Annotated in this window: 16 protein-coding genes; 12 read left to right on the top strand and 4 right to left on the bottom strand. The window is 38.5% G+C overall.

The annotated features are described in order from the left end of the window. Positions 1–393 precede the first annotated feature (393 nt). The 3 genes from HMPREF9078_RS06985 to HMPREF9078_RS06975 form a co-directional block, all read right to left on the bottom strand. Positions 394–1,314: a YafY family protein gene (locus tag HMPREF9078_RS06985; protein WP_009419996.1), complete on the bottom strand. Its 921-nt coding sequence runs from the start codon at positions 1,312–1,314 to the stop codon at positions 394–396. Positions 1,315–1,385: 71 nt separating this feature from the next. Beyond that, positions 1,386–1,670, bottom strand: a complete 285-nt coding sequence (locus tag HMPREF9078_RS06980) for a cyclic-phosphate processing receiver domain-containing protein (protein ID WP_009419995.1) — start codon at positions 1,668–1,670, stop codon at positions 1,386–1,388. 122 nt (positions 1,671–1,792) lie between these two features. Beyond that, positions 1,793–2,533, bottom strand: a complete 741-nt coding sequence (locus HMPREF9078_RS06975; RefSeq protein WP_009419994.1) for a uracil-DNA glycosylase family protein — start codon at positions 2,531–2,533, stop codon at positions 1,793–1,795. Between the two features lie 863 nt (positions 2,534–3,396). Between HMPREF9078_RS06975 and HMPREF9078_RS06970 the strand changes: the two genes are divergently transcribed. The 11 genes from HMPREF9078_RS06970 (at position 3,397) to HMPREF9078_RS06925 (ending at position 17,986) form a co-directional block, all read left to right on the top strand. Further along, positions 3,397–3,645, top strand: a complete 249-nt coding sequence (locus HMPREF9078_RS06970; RefSeq protein WP_009417090.1) for a FeoA family protein — start codon at positions 3,397–3,399, stop codon at positions 3,643–3,645. Between the two features lie 132 nt (positions 3,646–3,777). Further along, positions 3,778–5,940 (top strand): ferrous iron transport protein B, encoded by a 2,163-nt coding sequence (gene feoB, locus HMPREF9078_RS06965; RefSeq protein ID WP_009419992.1) that lies wholly within the window; start codon positions 3,778–3,780, stop codon positions 5,938–5,940. Positions 5,941–6,010: 70 nt separating this feature from the next. Further along, positions 6,011–6,886, top strand: a complete 876-nt coding sequence (locus HMPREF9078_RS06960; protein WP_009419991.1) for a hypothetical protein — start codon at positions 6,011–6,013, stop codon at positions 6,884–6,886. A gap of 30 nt (positions 6,887–6,916) precedes the next feature. After that, positions 6,917–8,716, top strand: coding sequence for an O-antigen ligase family protein (locus HMPREF9078_RS06955; RefSeq protein ID WP_009419990.1), 1,800 nt, complete (start codon positions 6,917–6,919; stop codon positions 8,714–8,716). Between the two features lie 281 nt (positions 8,717–8,997). Then, on the top strand, positions 8,998–9,558 hold the full coding sequence (locus tag HMPREF9078_RS06950; protein WP_009419989.1) for a hypothetical protein: 561 nt from the start codon (positions 8,998–9,000) through the stop codon (positions 9,556–9,558). Further along, positions 9,555–9,893, top strand: a complete 339-nt coding sequence (locus HMPREF9078_RS06945; RefSeq protein WP_009419988.1) for a hypothetical protein — start codon at positions 9,555–9,557, stop codon at positions 9,891–9,893. Before HMPREF9078_RS06950 ends, HMPREF9078_RS06945 begins: the two co-directional genes overlap by 4 nt. 31 nt (positions 9,894–9,924) lie before the next feature. After that, positions 9,925–10,212 (top strand): hypothetical protein, encoded by a 288-nt coding sequence (locus HMPREF9078_RS06940; RefSeq protein WP_009419987.1) that lies wholly within the window; start codon positions 9,925–9,927, stop codon positions 10,210–10,212. Positions 10,213–10,223: 11 nt separating this feature from the next. Beyond that, positions 10,224–10,442 carry a PLDc N-terminal domain-containing protein gene (locus HMPREF9078_RS12335; protein WP_083477085.1) on the top strand — a complete coding sequence of 73 codons (219 nt, stop codon included), beginning with the start codon at positions 10,224–10,226 and terminating at the stop codon, positions 10,440–10,442. Positions 10,443–10,493: 51 nt separating this feature from the next. Further along, the gene (locus tag HMPREF9078_RS06935) at positions 10,494–12,434 is read left to right on the top strand and encodes a hypothetical protein (RefSeq protein WP_009419985.1); all 1,941 of its coding nucleotides are present in this window, start codon (positions 10,494–10,496) and stop codon (positions 12,432–12,434) included. A gap of 133 nt (positions 12,435–12,567) precedes the next feature. Further along, positions 12,568–14,832, top strand: coding sequence for an NADP-dependent malic enzyme (locus HMPREF9078_RS06930; protein ID WP_009419984.1), 2,265 nt, complete (start codon positions 12,568–12,570; stop codon positions 14,830–14,832). A gap of 862 nt (positions 14,833–15,694) precedes the next feature. After that, positions 15,695–17,986: a TonB-dependent receptor gene (locus HMPREF9078_RS06925; protein ID WP_009419982.1), complete on the top strand. Its 2,292-nt coding sequence runs from the start codon at positions 15,695–15,697 to the stop codon at positions 17,984–17,986. A gap of 205 nt (positions 17,987–18,191) precedes the next feature. On the opposite strand, the gene HMPREF9078_RS06920 is transcribed toward HMPREF9078_RS06925, so the two are convergent. Then, entirely contained in the window at positions 18,192–19,358 is a 1,167-nt protein-coding gene (locus HMPREF9078_RS06920; RefSeq protein ID WP_009419980.1) for a hypothetical protein, read from the bottom strand. A gap of 159 nt (positions 19,359–19,517) precedes the next feature. Here HMPREF9078_RS06920 and HMPREF9078_RS12160 point away from each other — a divergent pair. Then, positions 19,518–19,701: hypothetical protein (locus tag HMPREF9078_RS12160; RefSeq protein ID WP_083477087.1), on the top strand; the 184-nt coding region annotated here is incomplete at its 3' end.

Genomic DNA, 19,701 nt, shown 5'->3' with positions numbered 1-19,701 from the left:
ATAAGCTCTCTATAAGCTACCCCCACCCATCTTATACCCTTTTTTCATCAAAAATCCTCCCTCCCTTCTTCCGAACTCCTCCGCTTTCTTCCGAATCTTTCTAATAACCCCAACCTATCGTTTTTGAGGTGCACACTTTGGCAAAGTTAATCGCCTGTCGTGCTACGACCTTTGCCAAAGTTGAATAAACTAACAATACCTCCGCAGGTTTACAAGGCGTAGCCTTGATTTTGTTTAAATTTTGTTTAATTTCTGAGGCACAGCCTCATTCCCTTAACATAACCTCGCACCCCATTTACCAATTCCCTCATTTTCTAATTCTCTCATTTCCTAATTTTCTAATTTCTCACCCGTCTGTGTAGCTCACACAAAATTCTCTTTAAAGAATTAAATTTATGCATCTTCAGATAAAGAAAAATATTGTTCATAAGCAGCTTTGTGGTAGCAGGCGACTTCTTCAACTAAAGATTGAGGAGCAAGTACCTTCACCGAATTGCTAAACGAACAGAGTTTCATCACCAAATCGTAGGGCGCTTCACCATTAGGGAAAGCAAGAGTGAGCTCTACACGCACTTCTTCTTCGTTGTCTAAAATAACAACTTGCGAGGGGTGTAGTTTGAGTGTTTTTATATATTTGCCTTGCTCATAGTTGAAAGAAAGAAGCACCTTTTGCAGAGATTCATTTTCAGCAATGGCAACCCCATAGAAATGATCAAAAAACGACTCCATATCCACTTTTTTGCGTCTCACCTGAATGTCGGTTACCTCTAAATTACTGATACGGTCGAGAGCAAAAGATTTGAATTTAATAGGTTGTTTGTTGTCGGTCGCGATGAGGTACCAGCGACCTTGGTATTCTTTCACTGCGTAAGGTAAGACTTGATATGCTTTAGTAGTCTCCCAGCCAAAAGAATAATGGGTAAAGGTAATCAACACATTTTGAGGGATAGCTGTAAGGATAGGGTCGAGCATTTCCAATCCTTTTTCAGGTTGCGGTTCTAACAGGAGGCTTCCCGTGCTTTTTGCCTTACGATAGGCATCTACTAACAATAGGTGGTCTAAGATGGTTGGATTATCGGCAATGCTATCGGGTTCGATAGCCCATACTTTTTCCTTTGTATTGAGGGTGATATCAATACCAAAAGCGATGTGTATATCGTCGAAATCCCTGCGGATAGTACGGTTACTAAAAGCGTATTCATCGCCTTCATCAGCCAAACGTTCGGCAATTTCCTGAGCCGAAAGACCTTTCTTATAGGTAGTAAGTAGTCTAATAATACGCACCAAGCGAGCTATTTGTATAGGTTTTGCCATAATTTAGGTAAGAGATAAGAGTTAATTTGGGTACATATAGTAATTAAATTTGCTTTAAACAGTGCTTAAAACTATTTTTGTTGTTCTTTAAAATTATTCAGCAACCTTTCTATATTCTCCTTACCCACAGGGTTTTGGCTATGCACCGCAAAATCAGGCAAAGGTAGCTGGTGGTCTAAACAGTAGTCCACCAAATATTTAGCACAGTCGTAGCCTGAAAACTCTTCACCTAAATCGTGGTCAAACGAGATAAAATCAGGCAACCCTTTGTGCTCAAGGTAAGCTACAAACTCAGTATAAGAATATACCCGCTCAAAGCCCTCGGGAGTAGAACGAAGATCATCTAAGTAAAGCATATAATAACCTTAAAAATTATAAGGCAAAGATACAATACTAAATAGACAAACTATGACCAATGACGGTATTTTTTCAAAAAATACTTCACTTTTTAAGAGTAGAAAGTTTTTTTTATTTCTAATTATTTGTATTTCTCAATTATTGATACAATCGCATTGATATGACTTTCTTCATTTTTTCCTTGTGGATGTTCTGTTTGTAAAAAATAGACCTCATTAAAATTATACACATTTATGAGGTATTTATTGTTTTTACCCCACTCTATTGTATCGATTGGGCTACATTCTTTCTCACCATTCAAATAAGGTAAAAAATCTTTTGCCCAATTCTTACCAGTAAGTAAGATTACAAACTTTGGAGAAAGTATTTCAATCTCGCTTTTCAGTATTTTCTGGCAGATAGGAAGTTCTGCGTAACACAATCTGTTAGAAGGATTACCACCATCATAAGGAGCTATTTTATATAGATTACTCCAAGTTATTCCATTGAACCATTCTCCTTCCACATAATCTTGCGATACCTGAGATATTACTCGCCAAAAAGCAGAACGTTGCCAATTATACGAAAGATGATTTTCTAACCAACTCATCTGATTAGGATGAGCAAATTCTCGTGAATCATCATCACCATCGAACAAAATTTCAACACTTTCTGTAGAATCTGTTCGCCAGCCATTTGTAGCTCTTCCTATAAAAAATAAACCACTAAATGGGACTGTAGGAAAATTCTTTCCCCATTCTACACAAAAAGGACTCGTTGTTTCCTTGTCTTCTTTTGATAATTGCTCAAGAAGTTCTTTATAAAGAGGCTTTAAAGCCTTATACAATGATAGTTCCATACTACTTTGTTCTTTTGATTTCATAAAATATGATATTTAAAAATTATTTATATGATTCTTAAAAAACCCACCAAGCACAGATTCCCTTTACTTCGTCTGGAGCCTGACCAAAGGCTAACATAAAAACAAAAGGGAATACCTGCGCTTATAAAACAGACATTTTAGCATCTGCTCCCTTTGTGTTATGAAATATTTGGTCGTAAACAGAAAAATCAAAGCAAAATGCTATATCATTATATTTGTTTGTATGTCTATCTCAAATACTGATATTGTTTTTTAACATTTTGCGACAAATGTACAAAACTTTTAGAATATATATTCCTCTTAATTTGTCAAAAATTTTTGGTGGCAAAGATAAAACTCCTACCGGTCAAACTGTGTCCACTTACTAATTTTTCTCATACCCTCTATATATTTTTCTCAGTTAAACCCTACCTGTCCTCTTTCAAGATAGAGTTAGTAAAAACTCACAGCTGAGTAGGTACACTACAATAGCGGAGTAAGTGAATAGGGGGGGAGGCTTATCATTTTTCTCGTCACTACATTTCCTTTTTTTGTGTTCAATCTTTTTACAAGGCGTAGCCTTGATTTTGTTTAAATTTTGTTTGATTTCTGAGGCACAGCCTCATTCCCCTAACACAACTTCGCACCCCATCTACCAATTCCCTCATTCTCTCATTTTCTCATTTCCTCATTCTCTCATTCCCTCATTTTCTAATTTTCTAATTTTCTCATTTTCCGCTCATCGCTTTTGCGTCGCCATTCCTAGTGCCTATTGCCTGTGGCCTAAGGCCTCACATCTAAAAACCTAAAATAATTTTGTCAATTCAATAAAAGTTTGTAATTTTGCTTGTCTAAAAATATATTTTGATAATACAAACGCTTATATGACCATTACCTTAGCCTCACTGAAAATAGGACAAACCGCTGTCATTACCGGATTTATCCCTGAATGCCGACAAGAAGTACGGCAACGCTTGCTCGACTTAGGTTTCGTACGCGGGTCAAAAATCAAGATAGAAAACGTCAGTCCCCTATCCGACCCCGTTGCGTATAGCATTCACAACACCCAAATCGCCCTCCGCAAAACCGATGCCCTCTGTGTGCTGATTCAGGTGGCAGGAGATAGGGGTTAGGAGTCAGGTGTGCTACACTTTACCAAAGTTTTTGCCTGTGTGGCTCGCACCTTTGGCAAAGTTGATAATCTTCGTAAATAAGAAAAAATAAATATAAACAAATCAAACAAGCGTTCGGCTTGTTATACAACTATGAAAAACACTTGCGATATTTGTGCCCTCAACCCCTCTGCTTCCCTAAAACCCTTAGGCGAAGAGGCAGGCACTTATAACTATACCATTGCCCTCGCAGGGAATCCTAATACCGGCAAAAGCACCGTTTTCAACGCTCTTACCGGCTTGCGCCAACACACTGGCAACTGGCCTGGTAAAACCGTAACACGTGCCGAAGGCAGTTTCTCATTCCATAAGGAACGATACCGCATCATCGACCTACCTGGCACCTACTCTCTGCTTTCTACTTCCGAAGACGAAGAAGTAGCGCGCGACTTTATTCTCTTTGGCAAACCCGATGTAACAGTCATCGTAGTAGATGCAAGTCGTTTAGAACGCAACCTCAGCTTGGCGCTTCAAATACTCGAAATCACCGATAAAGCAGTGCTTTGTCTCAACCTGATGGACGAGGCGCGCCGGCATCACATCAATATCGATACGCGCACCCTTTCACGCGATTTAGGCATTCCCGTAGTGGCAACATCTGCACGTACCAAAGAAGGTATCGCCGATTTGCTCTTTGCTATCGAAGAAGTGGTAAGTGGTAAATTCCAAACGAAGAAACAAACCTTTATCGACCTTCCTAAGCAAAATGCCGAAGCCATTGCTGAGTTACAGAAGGCACTTTCTGAACTAAATCCCGATTTACCAAATACACGTTGGCTCTCAATGCGACTCATCGAAGGCGATGAGAGCGTGCAAAAAGGTATAGAAGAAGGAGCTTTTTCTGCTGAAAATAACCCCGAAAGGCAGGCGCGTATCTTGCGTATTGCCGAAGAATATCATCATCTCTTAGGCGATACGTACCGCAACGATTTGGTAGAAGCAATCTACGCCCAAGCTACTGCTCTTACCAATGCCTCCGTCAGTACCGATTTTACTGCGCGCTCTTTCCGCATCGACCGCGCAATAGATAAAATCGTAACACATAAAATTTGGGGTTTCCCTATTATGTTTCTGCTCTTGGCAGGTGTGCTGTGGATTACCATTATCGGGGCTAATTACCCTTCGCAATGGCTCTCCGATTTATTTGTAGGGTGGCTCTATCCGCTCTTGAAAAATGGAGCGAATGCCTTGCATTTCCCTTGGTGGCTCAGCGGTTTCCTTATCGATGGAATGTACTTGGCTACGGTATGGGTCATTTCAGTGATGTTGCCTCCAATGGCTATATTCTTTCCGCTGTTCACCCTCCTCGAAGACTTTGGCTACCTACCTCGTGTAGCTTTTAATCTCGATAAGCTCTTTCGCACAGCAGGCGCTCACGGCAAGCAAGCCCTCACAATGAGTATGGGCTTTGGTTGTAATGCCGCAGGAGTGGTAGCAACGCGTATTATCAACAGTCCGCGTGAAAAACTCATTGCTATTATCACCAATAACTTTTCGCTTTGCAACGGTCGTTGGCCTACCCAAATACTCATCGCTACATTGTTCATCGGGACTTTAGTGCCCAAGCAATGGAGCGATACAGTAGCAATGCTTGCTGTCATAGGCATAGCCGTGTTGGGGATTGTCTTTTCATTTTTTACCTCGTGGCTGTTGAGCAAGACACTTCTCAAAGGCGAATCGTCGTTCTTTGTATTGGAGTTGCCTCCCTATCGTCCACCGCGTTTCTTTCAAACGCTCTACACATCGCTTATCGATAGAACCCTTATTGTACTCTGGCGCGCTGTTGTATTTGCTGCGCCTGCGGGAGCAGTAATATGGCTAATATGCAATCTCCAAATAGCTCACCAGCCCATTGCTCTCTGGCTCATTCAAGGGTTAGACCCCATAGGCGTGTTTATAGGCTTAAATGGCGTAATCCTGCTTGCCTATATCGTTGCCATTCCAGCCAACGAAATCGTCATTCCCACCGTGCTGATGCTCACCACTATGGTCTTAGGGCAAACAGCAGTAGGCGAGGGGGCAGGCGTACTAATGGAAGCCTCAACCTCTCAAGTAGGTACCTTGCTACACGCTGGTGGTTGGACGCTCCTCACCGCCGTAAATCTAATGCTCTTCAGCTTGTTACATAATCCTTGTAGTACTACTATCTACACGATATACAAAGAAACCCATAGCAAGAAATGGACGCTCATTGCTACACTCTTGCCCGTACTATATGGCATAGTAGTGTGTTTTTTGGTGGCAAAACTGTGGTAATAACCTAAAAACATTTGCTTTTTTAGTTAAAACAGGCTATCTTTGCACAGATATTTTAATAAGCAATGATATGAAACGCTTTCTTTTGCTCTTTACTCTCCTAACCACTACAACTTATGCACAACTCTCTTCTTACACCTATAAGCAAGAACTGAAAGGTGTAAAGGGGAATACTTGGCATAAACTTATTCTACCCGACCATACCTTTGCACAATTCCAAAGTTATGGCGCAGACCTCCGTATTTATGGCGTATCGGCTACTGATACCATCGAAGTCCCTTATACAGTAATCGACACTAATAACATCGTAAAACACAAGGTCAATTTCTCAGTAATAAACAGTAAAGAAACCAAATGCAGTTATATAAACTTCAGTCTGCCTCAGGCTCTTCGCATCTGTAAGATACGCATTGTTCCTCAAGCCTCTTATGATTATTACAGGAAGCTAAATCTCGCTACTTCTGTTACCGAATCGTATGCGCAAAAGCGTTGTGATGGTTATTGTTCTTATGATTTAAGAGAAGCGCCTCTTAGTTCTAAAACCAATAATACCTTCTCCTTTGATGATATTCTTGTGAAATACGGACAAATAATAATAGAAAACGGAGATAACGAGCCTCTTCCTATTAGCGAAGTCGTAGTATATGCAATACGTTATACCTTAGCGGCTCGTTTTTTAGACCCTAATCGCACCTATTATTTAGCTTATGGCAAAGAAGATGATTATACCCCCGAATATGATATAGAGCACTTCATAACCGATATCCCCAAACAACTCACCGAATTGCAATACGGCGAAGTGCTCAAACAACCCAAAACAGAAAGCTCTTCTGTAAAAGCATCTTCCACTCCTGCCGAAAAATCTCATCAGCAACTCCTTTGGTGGGTAATGGGAGTGATTGTACTGCTTATTTTTATATTTTCAGCAAAGATGATGAAGAAATAATAAGAATACCAACCAAAAAAAGAATACAAAATGCGTATAACACTAAGTAATTCTTTTTTGATAACTACTTTAGTAAGTTTAGTTACTTTTGACTGCTATCAAAATAGTACTTTCGCTTCTAAAACAATAGTTTTTACAATCCTCTCTGTAGGATTCATTTTTTACTTCATTTGGCAAATAATCTTGTCAAAAAAGAATTTATTTGTCTCATCGATAGATCTTGTTGTATTTGCACTGCTGGTTCATATCATTTCTAATGCCCTTATAAAAGGTACAATCAACTCATTGCGTTATTACGACCTTATCAGCTGTTATGCTTATTATTTGTTCTTGAGGAATGTCATAAGAGCAGAAAAGACAATATTAGCTATTGTATTAGGAGTCAGTTTAGCTATTTTTGTCAATACACTATACGGGTGGGGACAATATTTTTATGTATTTGAGTCTTTCCATTCTAACTATGCACTTACAGGTAGCTTTTTCAATCCTGCTCCTTTCGCTGGACTTATTGCGGTAGGTAGTATGTTTAGTGTATTTCTAATATTGTACAGAAAGAGTCTTTATAGATATATTACCAATATAAAAGCACGAAAAACAATTGTAAAATTCCTGTATTATCTTACTGTTTTAAACATTTTATTGAGCATAGGTGTACTCATTATCCTGCAGTCAAGAGCTTCGTGGTTAGCTTTTATTATAGGGACGTCTTATATGGTTTATACAAAGGTAACTCAAAAGATAAAATTCTCTATCAAGCGATATGGATATATTGCAACAGCATTTGTGCTTATAGCCGTATGTACTTTCTTTTTCTACACTATGCGAAAAGACTCTGCCGATGGACGCGTATTAGTATGGAAAATAAGTACTGAAATGCTCAAAGATTTTTCTCTCACAGGTACAGGTCTTGATGGTTATAAAGCTCATTATATGGATTATCAAGCGCAGTATTTCGCTAAAAACAAAGCTTCTAAACAAGAAATTGCTTTGTCTGACAATGTAGTATATGCCTTTAATGATTTTCTGCAGTTTTTTATAGAAGAAGGCATTCTAGGATTTTTGTTGCTCGTAACACTTATATGGTTCATATTCAAACAGCCTAAAAGTATAGTTCGTAACATAAGTACTTGCCTTATACTTGTTTTATTAGCATTTGCGTGTTTTTCATATCCTTTACAGATTCTCCCCCTTAAACTGATAGCTTTCACCGCAATAGCATTTATTGCTTTTTCAGCAAAAAACAAACAAGAATTCAAACTGCCTTATGCTTTTATGCGTTGGCAAATCCTTTCAATAACCATTGCTTGGATAGGGTTACAACTCTATAATGCTTACAGTTTGCATACGGGTTATAGTATTTGGAAGAAAGCATTCGATGCTTATCAAGAAATGAATTTTAAAGAAAGTATTTCATTATATAAAAATTCTTACAAATATTTAAAAACAAATGGTGAGTTTTTAATGCACTACGGAAAGGCTTTAAGCTTAGCAGAACAACCTCAATGCTCCAATTTTGTGCTTCACCAAGCAGAGCAATATTTAAACAATACGGTTGTTCAAACCTCTTTAGGCGATAATTACACAGCTTTGGAAGGCTATCCACAAGCTATACAACACTATCAAAAAGCCTGTGATATGATACCTAACCGTCTCTATCCTCACTACTTATTAGCAAAGATGTATGAGAAACAAGAAAACTTTACCAAAGCAAAGCAAGAAGCTACTATCATATTGCAAATGCCTGTAAAAATACCTTCTATCGCCACTTATCAAATACGAGAAGAGATGAAAGAACTATTAAAAATGAATGATAAACCAGACACAAAATGACCATTTGTTGTTAATTTAATAACATAATAAATAATTAATATTTGGAAGGAATAAGAGCTGTATTTAAAAATATTTTATAATTTATTTGGAAGTTATCATTTTTTGTAGTATGTTTGTGCCGTAAAAACCAATAAATATTATACCGCAAACATTCACATTAGCTAAACAAGGATTTATATTTGTCTTTTAAGAAGAGAAATAAATAACTAAGCTACGAGTTATTTCCTTATACGAAAAACAGTGCAGAAATAAAACTAAGTAATTAATCAAATAAACTGAAGATGAAAAAAAATGTTTTTAAAATTGTAATTGCCTCATTAATTATTATAGGAGGCTTAGTATTCTATTCTTGTCAAAAAGATGATAATCAAGAACAAAAACAAGATAATAGTAGTACTGTATTTTTAAATTTTGAATCTCAAAATAATAAAATACAAAAAGTTAAGGTTAATATTAAATATATCAACCATACTCCAAAGATAGTATCAGATAAATTGATTGAAATAAAAGCTAAAGATAAAAACGCGAAAGAAGAAGTGTCTGTTTTTGTTTTGAAAGACTCAAATGAGAAAAAAAATAATTCTTTAAAAAGACTTTCTTTGGCTATGGCTGTTAATGCTTCATCTGAATCAGGAGAATGTAATCCGGAGGTGAGAAAAGGATACCAATTTGATGGAGTTTGTTTTGTTTATGGAACAATGATTGTTACTAACGATTGTGAGAGGCGCTTTTTTCCTAGTAGTGGGTTAAGTCCTGGTTTTGAAGATATTTGTCCAGAAAGAGGAGGGGCATTTGCTAAAGATTATAGTGGAAAAAATAATGAAAATATAAAATTAAAATGAAACGCTTTCTTTTCTTTATAAGTTTTGTATTTCTTTCTTGTGCATCAAAACAAGATGTTTCTCTAATGAATCAAAAAGAAATACCTCTATCTTCTGACAATGCTACATCAAGCGAACCCTATGGTTATAAAGATAATAAAGGAGTTTGGCGCAGGTTTGATCGCGGGAAAAACATAAAAGTGCTGTATGAGAACAAGTTTTATTCTCTAAAAGACTTTCAAGGAAAGTATAAAATGGATACATTTAAGAAAATTACCTTTATTAAAGAGAAAAAAGAGATAATAGCTCTCACTAATGATGAAACTTGTGAAGGAATTATAAATATTTCAGAATAATATTCTACAATATATTAAAATTGCTTTTATTATGCCTTTAAAAAAACAGATTATTATTTATTCAATAGCCATAGTTACCACAATATTAGTTAGCCTGCTGTTTTCTTCCTTTTTTGGAAGAGGCGAGGGGTATACCTCCATAGTAGTTTTGGCTGTCCTCTTTGCTAATATATTTATCAATAATAAAGAACGGCAAGCCCAAAAGACTAATACAATTTTGACACTAAAAAATATAGATTATATAACTATATTTGTAGCTGTGGCAGTAGGTATTTTTGTAGCAGAAGGTGTAGTAAGATTGTTAGATAAACTTTTTTAATTCATCATATTATGGAACCATTTTTAACTACAACTTTTTTAATTCTGCTTTTCCTTTTAATACTTTGGGGACTATTTGATATTTTCTATCGTCATTATAAGAAAGACCCGAGCGTAGAAATGTATTGGATATTTATTATCTTATTATTTCCTTTTTTAGGTGCGCTCTTATATTTTCATAGAAAACACAGTCAGAGACGGAAAAACTGTCTTTTCTCACAGCGTATTTAATAAACCTTTAAAACAAGCCCTTGCCTTAAGCAGGGGCTTTTGTACCTTTTTATGAAATATTTTATATTCATTACTCTGCTTTCTCTTTTATTTTCTTGCTCCACCAAAAACGAAGCTTTAGAACTTGCTTTACAACAGGCAGGGACTAACCGCCCCGAGTTAGAAAAGGTATTAGCTCACTACCAAAACGACAGCTTAAAATATCAAGCTGCTGTGTTCCTTATAAAAAATATGCCTTATTATGAGTATCAGGCGAGCCCTGAGATAGATAGTATAAAAACACTCTTAACGCATATCTTTAAAAAGGGAGACTTAACCGAAGCGGAACGCCAAAAAGGAATAAACTGGCAAGAGGAGACCTCTAATGTTACTTATAAACAAGATATCAAAGAGGTAAAAGCTTCTATGCTTATTGAAAATATTGACTATGCGTTTAAAGTTTGGAAGGAAAAACCTTGGAATAAAAACCTCTCTTTTGAAGATTTTTGTGAACTCATATTGCCTTATCGTATTGCCGAAGAGCCATTAACCAATTGGCGCAAGCAATACTATCAAAAATATAACCATATCTTAGATTCTCTCTATCAAGGTACAGATGTAATAGAGGCTTGCAATATACTTTCTCGTTACTTGCGAGAGGAAAAGAAATTCTATTACTTCGTTGATTTTGGCACTCCCCGTCAAGGGGCACTTTTTCAGCTAAACAATAGGATAGGCACTTGTCGGGATGCCTGCGATATTGCTACTTACGTGATGCGGGCAGTAGGGATCCCTGTTACTACAGATATCTATTTGTACTCTCCCGAATACCAATCAGACCACGAGTGGAGTGTGGTGCGCGATACTACCGGCAGATATCTATCCTTTTGGTATGAACAATATGATGCTACTCGCGACCCCTCTTTTACTGATAAACGCAAAAAAGCGAAGGTCTTTAGAATGACCTATGGAATCCAACGCCCCTTTGAAGAGTTATCTCAACTACCTCCCTCATTACAAAATCCTTTCTTAAAAGATGTTTCCCAAGAATACTTTGGTAAAAACAGAGCTATTATTTCGCTACAAAGCGAAGCTAAAAATGCTTTTATTGGGGTCTTTACCGCTCGTATGGGGTGGTTAGTCGTAGGACAAGGTAAAGTAACAAATAATACAGCCACGTTTGAAAATATAGAACCTTTTGTGATTTACCAGCCTCTGAGCTATGAAAACGGCGAACTCACGCCTATAGCCTACCCTTTTATGCTTCAAAAAGATAAGGTACACAGTTTTATTCCTCAAGAAAAGCAAGAGGTAGTACTTACCCGTAAATACCCTTTGCGCAAAACTAGTTCTGCTCGTTTTAAAAATTGGCTTTTAAATACAACACTCAAAGCAAGTAATAATGTTAGTTTTTCTCCTTTTGAAACCTTGCATATAATGAAGTCTTTGCCTGCTCAAAATGTAATAGAAGTACCTATTCACTCTCAAAAAGCCTATCGTTATTTTCAATATGAAGTACCCAAAGATTCCGTACTTTCTATTGCTGAAATTCATTTCTTCGGGAAAGATAAGAAAGAAGTTGTCTTCGATACTATCTATAGCAATGGCAAACCTTGGAAAGATATTGCGCTTTTTCAGCTCAAAAATTGTTACGATAATGACCCTGTTTCTTATTTCCATACTTGGGAAACAGGCACAAGTCTATTCTTTAAATCCAGTACACCACAAAGCATTACAAAAGTAATACTCATTCCCCGTAATGATGATAATTTCATCAGAGAAGGTGATGTATATGAACTCTTCTATAACAAGGGTATTAAAGGGTGGGTGTCATTAGGCGAACAAAAAGGCACTAAAACAGAAAAACTATACTATCAAGCACCTAAAAATACGGTATTATGGCTTAAAAATAAAACCAGAGGCAAGGAAGAACAAATCTTCTTATATCAAAACAACCGACAGATATTCCCTATTTTTGAAGAAGAAAAAAACATATCTCAAAATCTAAATTAAATAACTTTCTCACTATTCCTCATTCGTCATTCGTAATTATTTATTACCTTTGCCCCCTAAACAAATAATAGGTAACACGTAATTAGGTAACAAATGCCGTTACCTTTTACCTCTTACCTCTTACCTAAATCAAATGGATCAAAGAAAAAAAGAAGAGGCACTACACTATCACGAGTTTCCACAACCTGGTAAAATCGCTATTGTGCCTACCAAAAAACATTCTACACAACACGACCTCGCGTTGGCTTACTCTCCTGGAGTAGCCGAACCTTGCTTGGCAATTGCCGAAGATAAAAGCAACGCCTATAAGTATACTGCCAAGAGCAACCTCGTAGCCGTAATTTCGAACGGTACTGCCGTGCTCGGTTTAGGCGATATAGGCGCTGATGCCTCTAAACCTGTAATGGAAGGAAAGGGTTTGCTCTTCAAAATATTTGCAGGTATCGATGTGTTCGACATCGAAGTAGATGCTACCGATGTCGATAAGTTCGTAGAAACCGTAAAAGCTATTGCTCCTACCTTTGGGGGTATCAACCTCGAAGATATCAAAGCACCTGAGGCTTTCGAGATTGAACGTCGCCTAAAAGAGGAATTGGATATCCCTGTAATGCACGACGACCAGCACGGTACAGCTATCATCTCGGCAGCAGCTCTTGTCAATGCCTTAGAAATAGTAGGTAAGGATATTGCCAAAGCGCAGATAGTAGTAAATGGCGCAGGAGCCGCCGCTATTTCTTGTACACGCTTGTACGTGGCTTTGGGTGCTAACCCTAAGAACATCGTAATGTGCGACAGTAAGGGTGTGATTCGTAAAGACGCGCCTAACCTCACCGAACAAAAAGCCGAATTTGCTACCGACCGCAACCTTCGCACTCTCGAAGAAGCGGTAAAAGGTTCTGATGTGTTCATCGGTCTTTCTAAGGGAGATGTACTCACCCCCGAGATGTTGCTCTCTATGAATAAGGACGCTATTGTATTTGCAATGGCAAACCCTATTCCTGAAATCGATTACGATTTGGCGGTGAAAACCCGCAAAGATATCATTATGGCTACAGGTCGTTCCGACTTCCCTAACCAAGTGAACAACGTGCTCGGGTTCCCTTATATCTTCCGCGGAGCGTTGGACGTTCGCGCTACTAAAATCAACGAAGAAATGAAACTCGCTGCGGTACGTGCTATCGCCGATCTTGCCAAGAAAACTGTACCTCAGCAAGTAAGTTTGGTATACGGAGGTGAAAATCTCACCTTTGGTCGTAACTATATTATTCCTAAGCCGTTCGACCCTCGCTTGATATACGAAGTACCGCCCGCTATTGCCAAAGCCGCTATGGAATCGGGGGTAGCACAAAAACCTATTACCAACTGGGAAGCCTACAAAGGCGAACTAATGGACAGAATTGGTGTAGGTAGCAAAGAAATACGCCTATTGCAAGACCGTGCCAAACGAAATCCTAAACGCGTAGTATTTGCTGAAGCCGACCAATTGGAAGTGCTTAAAGCTGCTCAACGCATTTATGAAGATGGTATCGGTATTCCTGTGCTTTTGGGTAATAAAGAAGTGATAAAAGCGCTCAAATACGAAATAGGTTTCACCGGTCGTGTAGATGTAATCGACCCTAAAAGTGATGCCGAAAAAACACGTCGTGAGAAGTTTGTAAAGCATTATTGGAAACTGCGCGAACGCCGTGGTATCACCTACGAAGTAGCCGAACGCCTAATGCGCGAGCGCAATTATTTTGGTACGATGCTCGTAGAAACCGGTCAAGCCGATGCAATGATTACTGGTTACTCCCACGCTTATCCTAATGCGATTCGTCCGGCACTCGAAATCATCAAAAAAGACGAAGGCGTAGAGCGTATCGCAGCCACCAGCATTATGCTCACCAAGCAGGGGCCTTTATTCCTTTCAGATGCTACTATCAATATCGACCCTACTGCCGAAGAGTTGGCTAACATTGCCTTGCTTACGGCACGTGCCGTGAAGTTCTTCGGCTTAAAACCTTCTGTGGCGATGTTGTCGTATTCTAACTTTGGTTCGGCAGTATCCGAAAGTAGCCTGAAAGTACGTGAGGCAGTAGCTTACCTCCACAAGCACCACCCCGATTTAGTAGTCGATGGTGAAATTCAAGCCGATTTTGCTCTCAATCCTGAGAAGATTGCCAAGAACTATCCGTTCTCTAAGCTCAACAAGGGCAAAGGGGCTAATGTACTCATCTTCCCTAACCTCGAAGCCGCAAATATCAGTTACAAGCTTCTCAAGGAAACCCAACACTTAGACACCATAGGCCCTGTGATTTTAGGTCTTTCTAAACCCATTCACATCACCACTATCGGTTCTACTGTCGACGAAATGGTAAATCTCGCTACCCTTGCAGTAATTGACGCTCAACAAAAATAGTACGAGTCGCACAAACAATTACTGCGAAGTTATATAAACAATAAAAAATGTTGTTTTCATATTATAAAAAAGGCTGTTCAATATATATTGAACAGCCTTTTTTTATTACTTAGTAATCATATTGCTACCTTTAATATTTTACTTACTTGGGGCAATAAACCACCTTTCTTTCACTATCTCTCACATATCCCACCCCAAGCATTTTACCTCCAGCCCACGTTACTTATTTTATATCCCACAATTCTAACCTATAAAACGACTGATATGAGCAGATAGCAACACCATAAGCTCAATTAATGTTCGATTATAATTTTATTAACCATCATTGTAGAGCCACTGTAGACCCACTGTAGAGCCACTGTAGAGCCACTGTAGAGCCACTGTAGAGCCACTGAAAACCCACTGTAGAGCCACTGTAGAGCCACTGAAAACCCACTGTAGTTCCGTTTAAAGTTTATTTAAAGTCCGTTAGAGGTCTCACAGAGCAACTGCGCAAAATTATCAACTATAACTCAGTTCGATATGTACAAAGCGAATTAAGAGTTGAAGAAAAATAGTATATTGTTTTATTAAGAGTTATGTTCTTCGTGTATGATAAGCATCGCTACTTCCCCCTTTGAAGGAAGTCAGCGAGCTGGCGTAGCTGAGTATGTGAATAGGGAGAAATGTTTATAATCGGCTAACATAGATGTAACCGCACACAAGGTGTATTTCGCAAAACGTAAACAACCACCGTTGATTTTCAACTTTTAATGTTCTCTCTTTAATTATTTTTACATAAACCTAAAAATAATTTTTAATTTGTTTTCGTATAATCTAAAAATATACTACCTTTGCCCCAAAATAATGATATTAGTAATATATGAAAACTTTTTTATTAGCTATCTCTTTAGCTTTTAGTATTTTGAGTTTCTCTCAGGAAGGTACTATCAAAGGTACTATCACGGCAGAGGGTCAACCCTTAGAAGCCGTAACTGTCCAACTCGAAGGTAAAACCTTCAAAAAATGGACAACCTCCGACCGCAATGGTCAGTATTCTCTTTCCTTACCCGCTGGTGAATATAGGCTAAAAGTGCGTTCGTTGGGGTATATTCCTTATAACGATAAAGTTGTAATCACAGGAGAAGAGACTCTCTCTCAAGATGTCTCTCTCAAAGAAGATGTAGTCGGAATGGAAGAAGTGGTCGTAACAGCTACCAAAACCAAAGAAAACCGTAAGGACGCACCTGTATTGGTGAGTGTTACTACCAATCGCGAACTGGCAAACGTTAAAGCCCATACCTTGATGGAAGGTCTGGTATTCCAACCGGGTTTGCGCACCGAAGTAAACTGCCAGAACTGTGGTACTTCCCAAGTGCGCATCAACGGTTTGGAGGGTGCTTATTCCCAAATTCTCATCGATAGCCGTCCTATCTTTGGCTCGCTTAATGGTGTGTATGGCTTAGACCAAATCCCTGCCAATATGATTGAGCGCATAGAGGTGATTCGTGGAGGTGGCTCAGCGCTTTTTGGCTCTAATGCCATTGCCGGTACTATCAACGTGATTACTAAAAACCCTACTAAAAACGAGGCGCAAGCAGGTATTGTGGGCAATCTCATAGGCGGTAAATCAGGCGATGTGGTAAGCTCCTTCAATGGCTCTCTCGTGAGTGAGAACTATATGCGCGGTATCTCTTTCCACGCTATGCAACGCACACGTCAGTCTTATGATGATAATGGCGATGACTTTACCGAAATCACTCGTTTGCGCAATCTCAATGCTGGTGCAAAACTCTTTAACGATTTCACCGACCGTCACAAGCTCACCGCCGAACTGAACGTGAGCAACGAAAACCGTCGCGGAGGTAATAAACTCGACGAACCCGAACACCTTGCCGACCTTGCCGAGAGCATTCGCACTCAAATGCTTGGAGGGAATGCAAGTTTCGACTACTTTTCGCCTGCTTATAACCATAAGTTCACCGCCTATACCAGTGCCGAACGCACTCGCGCCGATAACTACTACGGTAGCTTCGACGGCACCGATATAGTAGCCTCTTCTGGCAACTATGGGGTTACCAAAGAGAATATATGGTTACTCGGCGGACAGCATACGGCTTATGTGCCTACGGGCAACGGCAATTTGCAATGGACGTCGGGCGCCGAATATCAATACGACAAGATAGCCGAAAAGCGTCAGAATCCTAATGTGCTTGCCGTAAACCAAAAAGCGAATACATTTGGTCTCTTCACTCAAGCCGATTGGCGTATCTCTCCCAAAATCAAAGTGCTCGGGGGTGTCCGATTCGACAATGTCAATTCCGATATAATGAAGAAAAGTGTTACAGCACTCAACCCTCGTGCGAGTGTCCTCTACAATATCGATGAGAATTTTATTGCTCGGGGTTCGTATTCAAGAGGATTTAGAGCGCCTTTCTTCTATTCAGAAGATGTACACAGCGAATTGCAAGGGGGTGAAGCACGACGCGTAAAACTCGCCGATAATCTTAAAAAAGAGACCTCCGATAGCTTTACCGCTTCTTTTGAATATAACCACGCTCACGACAATCACCAATTTGTAGCGATGATAGAAGGATTTTATACAGCTTTGCACGACCGCTTTACTTACGAAGATGCAGGTTTAGAAAACGGTTTGCCTATCCGTGAGAAACGCAATTCCGATGGTGCCGTAGTGAAGGGAGTAAATATAGAAGTGAAGTACAGCCCCAATCCCAAATTTATGGTACAACTTGCCACCACTATCCAAAGTTCTAAATACAATAGTGTGCAAAACCCCGAAGAAAACGTCTATACCGATGAAATTCTCCGCACGCCAAGTGTGTATGGCAACCTGATGGCAACCTATAAACCACGCCCTAATTGGGATATCAACTTTGTAACCGTATATACAGGTAGTATGAAAACCACTCACTTAAAAGGCTATATTCCTGATACGCGTTTGGAGACCACTCCCGCAATGTGGGACGTAGGCGTGAACACCGCTTATGAGTTTAAATTCCAAACTTTCTTCCCCTTAGAAGTGAGTTGTGGTATCAAAAACCTCTTCAACCAATATCAAAAAGATTTCGACAAAGGTGCTGAACGCGACGCCAATTACATTTATGGTCCTTCACTACCTCGCACTGTGTTTGTAGGTTTGAAAGTGAAGATTTAGTATTCGTTATCAACCTTACCAAAATTTCTAATAGCGTGTCGTACTACGACCTTTGCCAAAGTTTCACACTTTGGCAAAGTTAAATAAACTGATGAATAGTTATATTTATATCGTTTTTGTAGGGGCATTTTGCAAACACTCTTCTAAGATACAAAAAAGCGACTCAAAAAGGAGTCGCTTTTTCATTATTTATGTATTGCAAGTATTAGTAATTCAACTGATAAGTAGTAGTCATATCACTGTTATAACTAATATCAATATCAATATTATCTATTACTTGTGTTCCATTTTTAGTTTTAAGTTTGAAAGTGTGGCGAGCTACTTTATTCACTATTAAGTCGATAGTTTTACCATTCTTATCTTTCTCTACTTTTATAGGGATAATAATATCAAACACTTTTTCATCGTCTTTATCACTTACCAATCGATACTTTCTGCTTTTCTCAGTACCATTTTGAATGTTAGTAATAAGTGTGTTCAATTTTGTTAAATAATCAACATCAGTAAAATAACCAAGACCTGTATTTCTACCAGCTCTTGCATTTCGAGTTTCGTTGATAGTCTTTACAAAACCGTCGTTGTCAAAAGTATAAGTATAGTTATGAGTATAATTTAAAGCCGTGCCATCTTTTGTTAAAACCATTTGTTGTAACAAGTTCTTAGGAGCCACACCTTGTATCCAACCTATTCGAAAGTCAAAATACTGCATATAACTACCCACGATATCCCCTTCAAAGTTGTACAACAAAAACTTATTTTTGTTCAAGTTGTTGTTATAAGAAAGCTGATTTTCAAAGGTGGTAATTTTACCGTCCCAATTTCTCTTTTCACTAATCTTAGTCAAATTGTCATTTGTCCACTCAAAATCCCCTATTTTTGGAACATTTGTCAATCGTTCCTTGCTGTCGTAAGTTCCTAAACCTAACATATTACCAGCGGCATTGAGTCCTACTTCAAAATTTTCTACACCCCCTGTATCTTCATTGGGAAAAGTTATTTTCACAGAGCTATCTCCATAAATAAATGTTTTTACATTATCACTTTTGCCCTCTTCCTTTCTAGTAATCTTTTTGATTCTTCCTTTTTCATCGTATTCATAAGCAAAGTTCAAAGTTTTTGCTACAAATTTTTGACCATTGAGAGAGGGTTCTAAGGTACTTTCAAGAGAAGGGGCAGGAGCACCACCTGTATAGTCTATTTCCACTATAATAAAGTTACAAGTAATTGTTCTTACTTTTTTAGCAGGCAAATAGTCACTTTGGGTAGTAGGAGTAGTAGTACCATTACCGCCATTAGGAGGAGTATCATCGTCTTTACTGCCACAGCCTACAAGCATTGCTATTGCTGCGATACTGAATAAAATTTTTTTCATTGAATGTAATATTTTATGAATTTAGATGCAAAAGTAATAATAAATTGTTAATCAGCAAATTTTATTCATTAGTAGTTAGTTGTTAGAAATGAGAACAGCTGAGGGTAGTGAGAAATTCAATAAGAGCTCATAGCCTAGAATCAAAAAAGCGACTCATTTTTGAGTCGCTTTTTTTATAAAAATAGTATAGCTATTCTTCCCTACTTTCAAAGCACTCCGCAATACCTCAGCTCCTTTATAAGAAGCGATTTCTTTCGCCTCGAAACCTCGTTTTTAGCATTTTTAGCCTTGTTGTATTATGGTATGAATCAACCACTTACACACCCTTTCTATACCAATCGTC

It is taken from the genome of Capnocytophaga sp. oral taxon 380 str. F0488 (genome assembly GCF_000318255.2).
Classification (GTDB): Bacteria; Bacteroidota; Bacteroidia; order Flavobacteriales; family Flavobacteriaceae; genus Capnocytophaga; species Capnocytophaga ochracea.
Note: the sequence above shows the minus strand (reverse complement) of the source record. Positions and strands in the feature narration are given on the sequence as shown.

Bases quoted from the DNA above. Each gene is read 5' to 3' on its own strand.
- HMPREF9078_RS06985 (WP_009419996.1), bottom strand. From the start codon at position 1,314: ATGGCAAAACCTATACAAATAGCTCGCTTGGTGCGTATTATTAGACTA.
- HMPREF9078_RS06980 (WP_009419995.1), bottom strand. From the start codon at position 1,670: ATGCTTTACTTAGATGATCTTCGTTCTACTCCCGAGGGCTTTGAGCGG.
- HMPREF9078_RS06975 (WP_009419994.1), bottom strand. From the start codon at position 2,533: ATGAAATCAAAAGAACAAAGTAGTATGGAACTATCATTGTATAAGGCT.
- HMPREF9078_RS06970 (WP_009417090.1), top strand. From the start codon at position 3,397: ATGACCATTACCTTAGCCTCACTGAAAATAGGACAAACCGCTGTCATT.
- feoB (WP_009419992.1), top strand. From the start codon at position 3,778: ATGAAAAACACTTGCGATATTTGTGCCCTCAACCCCTCTGCTTCCCTA.
- HMPREF9078_RS06960 (WP_009419991.1), top strand. From the start codon at position 6,011: ATGAAACGCTTTCTTTTGCTCTTTACTCTCCTAACCACTACAACTTAT.
- HMPREF9078_RS06955 (WP_009419990.1), top strand. From the start codon at position 6,917: ATGCGTATAACACTAAGTAATTCTTTTTTGATAACTACTTTAGTAAGT.
- HMPREF9078_RS06950 (WP_009419989.1), top strand. From the start codon at position 8,998: ATGAAAAAAAATGTTTTTAAAATTGTAATTGCCTCATTAATTATTATA.
- HMPREF9078_RS06945 (WP_009419988.1), top strand. From the start codon at position 9,555: ATGAAACGCTTTCTTTTCTTTATAAGTTTTGTATTTCTTTCTTGTGCA.
- HMPREF9078_RS06940 (WP_009419987.1), top strand. From the start codon at position 9,925: ATGCCTTTAAAAAAACAGATTATTATTTATTCAATAGCCATAGTTACC.
- HMPREF9078_RS12335 (WP_083477085.1), top strand. From the start codon at position 10,224: ATGGAACCATTTTTAACTACAACTTTTTTAATTCTGCTTTTCCTTTTA.
- HMPREF9078_RS06935 (WP_009419985.1), top strand. From the start codon at position 10,494: ATGAAATATTTTATATTCATTACTCTGCTTTCTCTTTTATTTTCTTGC.
- HMPREF9078_RS06930 (WP_009419984.1), top strand. From the start codon at position 12,568: ATGGATCAAAGAAAAAAAGAAGAGGCACTACACTATCACGAGTTTCCA.
- HMPREF9078_RS06925 (WP_009419982.1), top strand. From the start codon at position 15,695: ATGAAAACTTTTTTATTAGCTATCTCTTTAGCTTTTAGTATTTTGAGT.
- HMPREF9078_RS06920 (WP_009419980.1), bottom strand. From the start codon at position 19,358: ATGAAAAAAATTTTATTCAGTATCGCAGCAATAGCAATGCTTGTAGGC.